The organism is Streptomyces gilvus, assembly GCF_022513565.1.
GTDB classification, from domain to species: domain Bacteria; phylum Actinomycetota; class Actinomycetes; order Streptomycetales; family Streptomycetaceae; genus Streptomyces; species Streptomyces gilvus.
This window is the reverse complement of record NZ_JAKWBE010000050.1, coordinates 25,925-35,338: the sequence shown is the minus strand read 5'-3', so window position 1 is coordinate 35,338 and position 9,414 is coordinate 25,925. Positions and strand designations below refer to the sequence as shown.

At 72.1% G+C, this 9,414-nt stretch carries 8 protein-coding genes; 2 read left to right on the top strand and 6 right to left on the bottom strand.

The window, feature by feature from the left end:
* From MKW14_RS39505 to MKW14_RS39495, 3 genes are all read right to left on the bottom strand, one after another.
* On the bottom strand, nt 1-678 hold a 678-nt coding region (locus MKW14_RS39505; RefSeq protein WP_308314680.1), incomplete at its 3' end, for a biotin/lipoyl-containing protein.
* Nucleotides 679-738: 60 nt separating this feature from the next.
* Nucleotides 739-2,127 (bottom strand): dihydrolipoyl dehydrogenase, encoded by a 1,389-nt coding sequence (gene lpdA / locus MKW14_RS39500; protein ID WP_240871377.1) that lies wholly within the window; start codon nt 2,125-2,127, stop codon nt 739-741.
* Between the two features lie 242 nt (nt 2,128-2,369).
* Nucleotides 2,370-3,896 (bottom strand): leucyl aminopeptidase, encoded by a 1,527-nt coding sequence (locus tag MKW14_RS39495; protein ID WP_240871374.1) that lies wholly within the window; start codon nt 3,894-3,896, stop codon nt 2,370-2,372.
* A gap of 238 nt (nt 3,897-4,134) precedes the next feature.
* Here MKW14_RS39495 and MKW14_RS39490 point away from each other — a divergent pair, with 238 nt between their 5' ends.
* Nucleotides 4,135-4,938: an endo alpha-1,4 polygalactosaminidase gene (locus tag MKW14_RS39490; protein WP_240871372.1), complete on the top strand. Its 804-nt coding sequence runs from the start codon at nt 4,135-4,137 to the stop codon at nt 4,936-4,938.
* Between the two features lie 17 nt (nt 4,939-4,955).
* On the opposite strand, the gene MKW14_RS39485 is transcribed toward MKW14_RS39490, so the two are convergent.
* Entirely contained in the window at nt 4,956-5,750 is a 795-nt protein-coding gene (locus tag MKW14_RS39485) for an adenosylcobinamide-GDP ribazoletransferase (protein WP_240871369.1), read from the bottom strand.
* Nucleotides 5,751-5,810: 60 nt separating this feature from the next.
* Here MKW14_RS39485 and MKW14_RS39480 point away from each other — a divergent pair, with 60 nt between their 5' ends.
* Nucleotides 5,811-6,575, top strand: coding sequence for a hypothetical protein (locus tag MKW14_RS39480; protein ID WP_240871367.1), 765 nt, complete (start codon nt 5,811-5,813; stop codon nt 6,573-6,575).
* Between the two features lie 296 nt (nt 6,576-6,871).
* Here MKW14_RS39480 and MKW14_RS39475 read toward each other — a convergent pair whose 3' ends face one another.
* On the bottom strand, nt 6,872-7,612 hold the full coding sequence (locus MKW14_RS39475) for a hypothetical protein (RefSeq protein WP_240871366.1): 741 nt from the start codon (nt 7,610-7,612) through the stop codon (nt 6,872-6,874).
* Between the two features lie 48 nt (nt 7,613-7,660).
* The gene (locus MKW14_RS39470; RefSeq protein WP_240871364.1) at nt 7,661-9,397 is read right to left on the bottom strand and encodes a phosphatidylglycerol lysyltransferase domain-containing protein; all 1,737 of its coding nucleotides are present in this window, start codon (nt 9,395-9,397) and stop codon (nt 7,661-7,663) included.
* Nucleotides 9,398-9,414 lie beyond the last annotated feature (17 nt).

Here is a 9,414-nt window from a genome sequence, read left to right as displayed (position 1 = left end):
GGCGGCGGGCGCGGGCGCGGCCGGAGCCGGAGCGGCGGCCGGGGCGGCACCGGGAGCGCCGATGACGGCGAGCTTGGCGCCGACCTCGGCGGTCTCGTCCTCGCCGACCGTGATCTCAAGGAGCACACCGGAGGTGGGCGCCGGGATCTCGGTGTCGACCTTGTCCGTGGAGACCTCGAGCAGCGGCTCGTCGGCCTCGACGGAGTCGCCGACCGACTTCAGCCAGCGGGTGACGGTGCCCTCGGTGACGGACTCGCCGAGCGCGGGCAGGACGACGTCCGTGCCCTCGGCGGAGCCGCCGCCGGACGCGGCCTCGGCGGTGGGAGCGGGCGCCGGGGCGGCCTGCTCGGTGGAGGGGGCGGCGGCCTGCGGGGCCGGCTCCGGCTCGGCGGCCGGGGCGGGCTCGGCGGCGGGGGCCGGGGCGGCCGCGGGCGCGCCGCTGCCGTCGTCGATGACGGCCAGCTCGGCGCCGACCTCAACGGTCTCGTCCTCGGCGACCTTGATGGAGGCGAGGACACCGGCGGCGGGGGAGGGGATCTCGGTGTCGACCTTGTCGGTCGAGACCTCGAGCAGCGGCTCGTCGGCCTCGACGCGCTCCCCCTCGGCCTTCAGCCAGCGGGTGACAGTGCCCTCGGTGACGCTCTCGCCGAGCGCCGGAAGGGTTACGGAAACCGCCATGGTTTCGGTTGCTCCTTACGAATTGCGGAAGTCTGAGTCGTCGCGTTCGTCGACCGAGGGTCAGTCGTGCGCGTGCAGCGGCTTGCCGGCCAGGGCCAGGTGGGCCTCGCCGAGCGCCTCGTTCTGCGTCGGGTGGGCGTGGATGAGCTGGGCCACCTCGGCGGGCAGCGCCTCCCAGTTGTAGATCAGCTGGGCCTCGCCGACCTGCTCGCCCATGCGGTCGCCGACCATGTGGACGCCGACCACGGCACCGTCCTTGACCTGGACGAGCTTGATCTCGCCCGAGGTGTTCAGGATCTTGCTCCTGCCGTTGCCCGCGAGGTTGTACTTCAGAGCGACGACCTTGTCCGCGCCGTAGATCTCCTTGGCCTTGGCCTCGGTGATGCCCACGGAGGCGACCTCCGGGTGGCAGTACGTGACCCGGGGGACACCGTCGTAGTCGATCGGGACGGCCTTGAGGCCGGCCAGACGCTCCGCCACCAGGATGCCCTCGGCGAAGCCGACGTGCGCGAGCTGGAGCGTCGGGACGAGGTCGCCGACGGCGGAGATGGTGGGGACGTTGGTGCGCATGTACTCGTCGACCAGGACGTAGCCGCGGTCCATCGCGACGCCCTGCTCCTCGTAGCCGAGGCCCTGCGAGACCGGGCCGCGGCCGACGGCGACCAGCAGGATCTCGGCCTCGAACTCCTTGCCGTCGGCGAGGGTGACCTTGACACCGTCGGCGGTGTACTCGGCCTTCGAGAAGAAGGTGCCGAGGTTGAACTTGATGCCGCGCTTGCGGAACGCGCGCTCGAGAAGCTTCGAGGAGTTCTCGTCCTCGACCGGGACGAGGTGCTTGAGGCCCTCGATGACGGTGACGTCCGCACCGAAGGACTTCCAGGCGGAGGCGAACTCGACGCCGATGACACCGCCGCCCAGGATGATCGCGGACTTCGGCACGCGGTCCAGGACGAGGGCGTGGTCGGAGGAGATGATCCGGTTGCCGTCGATCTCCAGGCCCGGCAGCGACTTCGGCACGGAGCCGGTCGCCAGCAGGACGTGACGGCCCTGGACGCGCTGTCCGTTGACGTCGACGGAGGTGGGGGAGGACAGCCGCCCCTCGCCCTCGATGTACGTCACCTTCCGGGAGGCGACGAGACCCTGCAGGCCCTTGTACAGGCCCGAGATCACGCCGTCCTTGTACTTGTGGACTCCCGCGATGTCGATGCCCTCGAAGGAGGCCTTCACGCCGAACTGCTCGCTCTCGCGGGCCTGGTCGGCGATCTCGCCCGCGTGCAGCAGGGCCTTGGTGGGGATGCATCCCCGGTGCAGGCAGGTACCGCCGACCTTGTCCTTCTCGATCAGGGCGACGTCCAGGCCCAGCTGCGCCCCGCGCAGGGCCGCGGCGTAACCGCCACTACCACCGCCGAGGATCACTAGGTCGAAAACGGTGCTGGCGTCGTTCGCCACGTCACGTCCTCCATGCATGTGCGCCACGCCGGTCTGCGGTGACCGGTCGGCGGCTGGTGTCCGGCCGCTCTTGTCTTCGGCCCTGTGGTGGGGGCCCTGTCCTGCCGTGGCCCATCTTCGCACTTGTCAGGGGTGAACGAGACGCCGGGCCGGTGTGTGAGACGTCCCACGTTCAGTTGAGCGCTCATCGAAAAGGGGGCTCCGCGCTACCCGCGTGCGGAGCCCCCTCGACCGGGTCGTTGTCAGCCCAGGTCACCGGCGGCGGTCAGCTCCGCGAGCCGCACCAGCGTCCGTACCGCCGTACCCGTGCCGCCCTTGGGGGTGTACCCGAAGGGGCCGCCCTCGTTGAAGGCCGGGCCCGCGATGTCCAGGTGGGCCCAGGTGATGCCCTCGCCCACGAACTCGCGCAGGAAGAGACCGGCGACCAGGCCGCCGCCCATCCGCTCGCCCATGTTGGCGATGTCGGCGGTGGGCGAGTCCATGCCCTTGCGCAGGTGCTCCGGCAGCGGCATCGGCCAGGCCGGCTCGCCGACCTCCTCGGCCGCCTCGTGCACGGCGGAGCGGAACGCGTCGTCGTTCGCCATGATCCCGAAGGTCCGGCTGCCCAGCGCCAGCATCATCGCGCCGGTCAGGGTCGCGACGTCGACGACGGCGTCCGGCTTCTCCTGCGAGGCGGCCCACAGCGCGTCGGCCAGCACCAGCCGGCCCTCGGCGTCGGTGTTGAGCACCTCGACGGTCTTGCCGCTGTACATGCGCAGCACGTCACCGGGGCGCGTGGCGGACCCGGACGGCATGTTCTCGGCGAGCGCCAGCCATCCGGTGACGTTCACCTCGAGGCCGAGACGCGCGGCGGCGACCACGGCCGCGAAGACCGCCGCGGCACCGCTCATGTCGCACTTCATCGTCTCGTTGTGACCGGCCGGCTTCAGCGAGATGCCGCCCGAGTCGTAGGTGATGCCCTTGCCGACGAACGCGAGGTGCTTGTCCGCCTTGGAGGAGGTGTACGACAGCTTGACCAGCCGCGGCCCCGACGCCGATCCCGCGCCGACACCGAGGATGCCGCCGTAGCCGCCCTTCTCCAGGGCCTTCACGTCGAGCACCTGCACCTTGATGCCGTGCTCCTTGGCCGCGGCCGCGGCGATCGCCGCGAAGGCCTCCGGGTTCAGGTCGTTCGGCGGGGTGTTGACGAGGTCGCGCGCGCGGTTGAGCTCCTCGGCGACGGCGACGGCCCGCTCGACGGCGGCCTTGTGCTCCTTGTCCCGGGGCTTGGCGCCGAGCAGCGTGGCCTCGGCGAGGGGCGCCTTGCCGTTCCGCGCCTTCGGGTCCTTGCCGTTCTCCTTGTAGACGTCGAAGGAGTACGCGCCCAGCAGCACGCCCTCGCCGATCGCGCCGACATCGGTGGCGTCGGCGACGGGGAGGGCGAAGGCGGCCTTCTTGGTGCCGGTGAGGGCGCGGGCGGCGGCGCCGGCGGCCTTGCGCAGCGCCTCGGCGGCGTAGCCGGCGTCCTTCTCGGGCTCGGTGCCCAGGCCGACCGCCAGCACGAGCGGGGCCTTGAAGCCGGAGGGTGCGGGCAGCTTCGTCACCTCGCCCTCGGCGCCGGAGGCACCGAGGGTTTCCAGGACACCGGCGAGGCTGCCGCCGTAGGCCTTGTCGACGGCCTCGGCGCCCGGCGCGACGACCGGGTTCTTCGCGCCCTTGGCGACACCGATCACGATCGCGTCGGCCCGCAGGCCGGGCGCCGCGGCGGTGCTGAGAGTGAGAGCAGTCACGGTGGTGAAATCTCGCTTCCGAATGTGAAGTTCCTGTGGTCGATCGGTGTGGGTCGACCGGGCCCGACAGCCGACCCCAGATGCGACCTGAGGGTGCGGTTTCCGCGGGGCCTTCCCCGGTGCGGCGAACACTGCCGCTGAGCCTACGCGCGTGCGTGCGTTCACTCATTCCTGCGGGCGTGTTCACCTGGGATCGGGGATCATCCTCGGGCGAACCTCCCCACACCTGGAGCCCACCGTGAAACGCCCGATACTCCTGCTCGCCGCCCTTCTCCTGCTGGCGGGCTGCGGCACCGCGACCGACTCCGGATCCGACTCCGACTCCAACTCCGGTTCTTCCGGCGGGCGTTGGCGGCCGCGCCCCGGGGTGGCCTGGCAGTGGCAGCTCAACGGCCGGCTCGACACCTCCGTCGACGTGCCCGTCTACGACATCGACGGCTTCGACCAGTCCGGGGCCACGGTGAGCGCGCTGCACGACGACGGCCGCAAGGTCATCTGCTACGTCTCGACCGGCGCATGGGAGGACTGGCGGCCCGACGCGAAGAAGTTCCCGAGCTCGGTGATCGGCAAATCCAACGGCTGGAAGGGGGAACGCTGGCTCGACATCCGCCGGACGGACGTCCTCGAACCGCTGATGGCGGCCCGCCTCGACATGTGCCGCGAGAAGGGCTTCGACGCGGTGGAGCCGGACAACATGGACGGCTACAAGAACAGCACCGGCTTCCCCCTCAAGGCCGCCGACCAGCTCCGCTACAACCGGCTGATCGCCCGGCTCGCCCACGACCGGGGCATGGCCGTCGGCCTGAAGAACGACCTCGACCAGATCCCGGCCCTCGTCGAGGACTTCGACTTCGCGGTCAACGAACAGTGCGCGCAGTACGGCGAGTGCGCCGCCATGAAACCCTTCATCGCCGCGGACAAGGCCGTCTTCCACGTGGAGTACGAACTTCCCACGAGCCGCTTCTGCCCCGAGACCCGGCGCCTGAGGTTCAGCTCGATGCTCAAGAAGTACGACCTGGACGCCTGGCGCCGCCCCTGCTGACCGCCGGGCATCGGACCCTAACGCCCCAACGACAGCACCAGCAGCGACACGGTCGCCGCCGTCTCCGCGAGCCCTCCGAACACATCGCCGGTCACCCCGCCGAAGCGGCGGGTGCAGTGGCGCAGGAGGAGTCCGGCGACGGCGACGGCGACGAGCACCGCCACCGGCGCCCGGACCATGTCGTACGTCCCCAGCAGCGCCCCCGCCCCGGCCGCGAGCCCGGTCACCACGACCGCCGCGGCCACCGCGCCCCGCCGCGGAACCACTCCCGCGACCGCCGCGCCCAGCCCCTCCGGCCGCGCGGCGGGCACGCCCTCCCGCGCGGCGAGGGTGAGGGCCAGCCGGGCCGCGGTCGCCGAGACGACGGCGGCCAGCGCGCCCCGCCCCCACGAGCCGCCGTACGCCTGCGCCAGCGCGGCCACCTGGGCCAGCAGGACGAAGACCAGGGTGACGACCCCGAACGGGCCGATGTCCGACTGCTTCATGATCCGCAGCGCGTCCTCGGCGGGCTTCCCGCTCCCCAGCCCGTCCGCGGTGTCCGCCAGGCCGTCCAGGTGCAGACCCCGGGTGAGTACGGCGGGTACGGCGGCGGAGGCGACGGCGGCGAGCAGCGCGCCCGCGCCCAGCGCCAGCAGCAGCACGCCGGCCAGGGCCGCGCAGCCGCCGACGACCAGCCCGGCGGCCGGGGCGCACAGCATGCCGCCGCGGGCCGCGTCCCGGTCCCAGCGGGTCACCTTCACGGGCAGCACGGTGAGCGTGCCGAAGGCGAAGCGGAGGCCGTCCGGCCAGGGCGTCTTGGAGGGTTCGGGCACCGGCGCAGGTTACCCGGCGGTCGGGAGGAGGTCCGCGGCGGCCGTCGCTAAAGTGCGCATATGGGACATTGGCTGCAGCGCAACATCGTCGAGCCGGGCAAGCTGCCGCTGCTGCTCGCCCTCACCGCGTTCGTGCTGACGTTCTTCGTCACCCGGCTCATCACCCGGCTCATCCGGGCCGGCAAGGGGCCCTTCGGGAACGTCAAGGCGGGCGGGCTGCACATCCATCACGTGGTGCCCGGGGTCGTGCTCACCGTGGTGGGCGGGTTCGGGGCGGTGGCCAGCGACCGGCACGGGTTCGGCTCCGCCGTCTGCGCCGTGCTGTTCGGGATGGGAGCGGGGCTGGTCCTGGACGAGTTCGCGCTGATCGTCCATCTCGACGACGTCTACTGGTCCGAGCAGGGCCGCCGCAGCGTCGAGGTCGTCGTCCTGACGGCTGCCCTGGTCGGGCTGCTCCTCGCCGGGTTCGCGCCGTTCGGCGTCAACGACATGAGCCAGGCCGAACTCCAGGACCGGGGCAGCGTCATCTCGACGGTCGTGGTCAACTTCGCCTTCGCCCTGCTCGTCCTCACCAAGGGCAAGCCACGAATGGCGATCTTCAGCGTGATCGTCCCGCTGGTCGGCCTGATCGGCCTGGTCCGGCTCGCCCGCCCCGGCTCGCCCTGGGCCCGCCGCTTCTATCGGCGCCGCCCCCGCGCCCGCGCCAAGGCCACCCTGCGCGCCTACCACCGCGACCGCCGCTGGTTCGGCCCCCGCCGCAGACTCCAGGACTGGATCGGCGGCAAACCCGACCCCCTCCCGACCCGCGCCCTGGACCACCACTGACGCTGCGGGAGCGTCGAGAGGGGCACCGTGGTGCGCGCGCACGGGGCTCCGCCGGCGACCCGGACGCCGTGCCCGGTGGTGAGGCGACGGTGGCGCTGACGGCCGTCGGGTTGGGCGCGCGGCGGGGACTGCGGCGACCCGAGGCAGCCGACCCGCTCACGGCTCGGGCATCGACCGCCGGGTTCCGACCGGCCGGGGGCTCGGGGGGGGCGTGGTCGAGGGACCGTCGCTGGTCCGGTCTTCGCCGTACGCCGAAGGGAGGGACAGGGGTAACCCCGTGCCGTGAGTGGCTGGGTCTAGCCGGGGGAGCGGCGGGGGTGTGGTTCGGGGGGTGGGGTGCCGACGGGGGGCGGGGGTGGACCCGGTGCCGCGTTCGCGCGCGATTGCCGGTGGTGTCGGTGGAGGGACGAGAGGGCGATCAGTGCCGCCACGGCCGCGATCGCCGCGAGGTGCTCCTTGCCGGCCAGGTTGCCCTTCAACCCCACCTCGACCGCCATCGCCGCGGCCACCGCGCCCGCCGTCACATACGCGCCGTAACGCCAGCCGAGGAAGACGGCCAGGCCCACCACGGCCGCCGACGGACCGGTGTCGACCACCCGGGCGTCCGACGACGGCAGGCCGAAGAGGCTGTCGAAGCCCAGCCGGATGCCCAGACGCGCGTACAGCGTGCCGGCCAGCGTCGCGGTGTACGCGATGACCAGCGTGCGCAGCCGGCCGAGGCAGATCTCCGCGATCCCGAAGACGAACAGGACCTGCAGCAGCGCGCCCCACACCGGCAGGTCCAGCGCCGGCACGAACAGGGACAGCGGGGTGCGCAGCAGGGCCAGCCGCAGCGGGTCCTCGGCCCGTACCCCGCCGACGTCCTGCACGAACCCGTACCCCCACGACTGGTTCTGCACGATCTGCACGGCCGCCGTCAGCGCCACCGCCGAAAGCGTCATCGGGACCGCCCGCAGCCGACGCTCGACCAGCGGCCCGCGCACCGTGACGTACACCAGCCCCCATTCGGCACGGGCCCAGCGGGCGAGCCTGTTCATCCGGGCGATCCTCACCTGTCGTGCCGCGACGTGCTGTCGCTGCCGTTCCTATCGGTGGGTTTCCAAGTGCCGCCGATGCACCCACTTCGGCAGTCCAGGAGCCTCCAGGAACCCCTCCGCGTGCGCCGACGCCAGGCCGATGCGCGGGAGGTCCGCGCTCTTCTCGAAGAGCAGGAAGCGCGGCTCCCAGATGGGCCGGTACTTGGCGTTGGCGCGGTACAGCGACTCGATCTGCCACCAGCGGGAGAAGAAGCTGAGCAGCGAGCGCCACAGCCTCAGCACCGGCCCGGCACCGAGACGCGCCCCACGTTCGAAGACCGAGCGGAACATCGCGAAGTTGAGCGAAACCTGGGTGATCCCGATTTCCCGGGCGCGGCGCAGGAGGTCCAGCACCATGAACTCCATCAGCCCGTTGTCCGCGTCGCGGTCCCGGCGCATCAGGTCCAGCGAGAGCCCGTGCGGCCCCCACGGCACGAAGGACAGCAGCGCCTTGAGCTCACCCCGGGCGTCCGTGCACTCCAGCATCACGCACCGCCCGTCCTCCGGGTCCCCGAGCCGCCCCAGCGCCATGCTGAACCCGCGCTCGGTCGCCCCGTCCCGCCAGTCGTCCGCCCGCTTCAGCAGGTACGCCATCTCGTCGGCCGGGATGTCCTCGTGCCGCCGGACGCGCACCGTGTACCCGGCCCGCCCGACCCGGTTGTAGGCCTGCCGCACGGTCCGCATGGCCCGCCCCTCCAGGGTGAACTCGGCGACCTCGACGATCGCCTCGTCGCCCAGCTCCAGGGCGTCCATCCCGTGGCGTGCGTACACCGTGCCCGCCTCCTCGCTCGCCCCCATCACGGCCGGGATCCACCCGTGCGCGCGGGCCTCGGCGAGCCACGGCTCGATGGCACCCGGCCAGGCCTCCGGATCCCCGATCGGATCACCGGAGGCCAGCGAGACGCCCCCCACCACCCGGTAGGCGACGGCCGCCTTCCCGGTCGGCGACCACACCACGCTCTTCTCCCGGCGCAGCGCGAAGTAGCCGAGCGAGTCGCGCTCCCCGTGCCGCTCCAGCAGTTCCCGCAGCCGCTTCTCGTCGTCCTCGGTGATCGGGTCGACGGCCCGCCGGGAGCGGAAGGCGGCGTACAGGACGGCGAGGACGAGCAGCGTGCTGAGCACGTTGATGGCGACGTTGACCCAGTTCGGCGCGTCGACGCCGGGGAAGCGGGACTCGTCGACGGCGACCGAGACCAGCCGGAAGGTGCCGTAGCGCCAGCGCTCCAGGAACGTCGAACTCGCCGCGTCCGGCGCCTGGTTGGTGACGGTGACCAGCAGCCCGGCGAGCAGCGAGGCGGCCAGTGTGCCGCCGACCGCGACGGCGGCGGCGAGCTTCGGGTTGGACCGGTCGCCCTTGGCGTAGAACTCCCCGCGTCCGACCAGCAGCGCGGCGACGAAGGCCGCGGTGAGGACGAGGGAGATCCAGTTCTGGGCGTACTGGCGGATCTCCGGGAACGCCATCGCGAAGGCGAACAGCCCCAGGAAGGGGCCGGCCAGCGCCAGGTTCAGGATCCAGGCGGCGCGCTTGCGGCGGCGCATGGTGATGGCGAGGAAGGCGGTGAACACCCCCGACGCGAAGCCGGCGGTCAGCAGGTACGGCGTGAAGAAGTTCTCCTGGTTGTGCCGCCGCACGTCCTGCCCCAGGGAGACCCAGACGGCGCTGAGGAAGTTGACGAACGCGACGGTCCGCAGGTACCAGACAGCGAAAGCGGCGGCTCGACGCGAGGCATTTCGGGCATCTCCCATGGATGAGGATCATATGG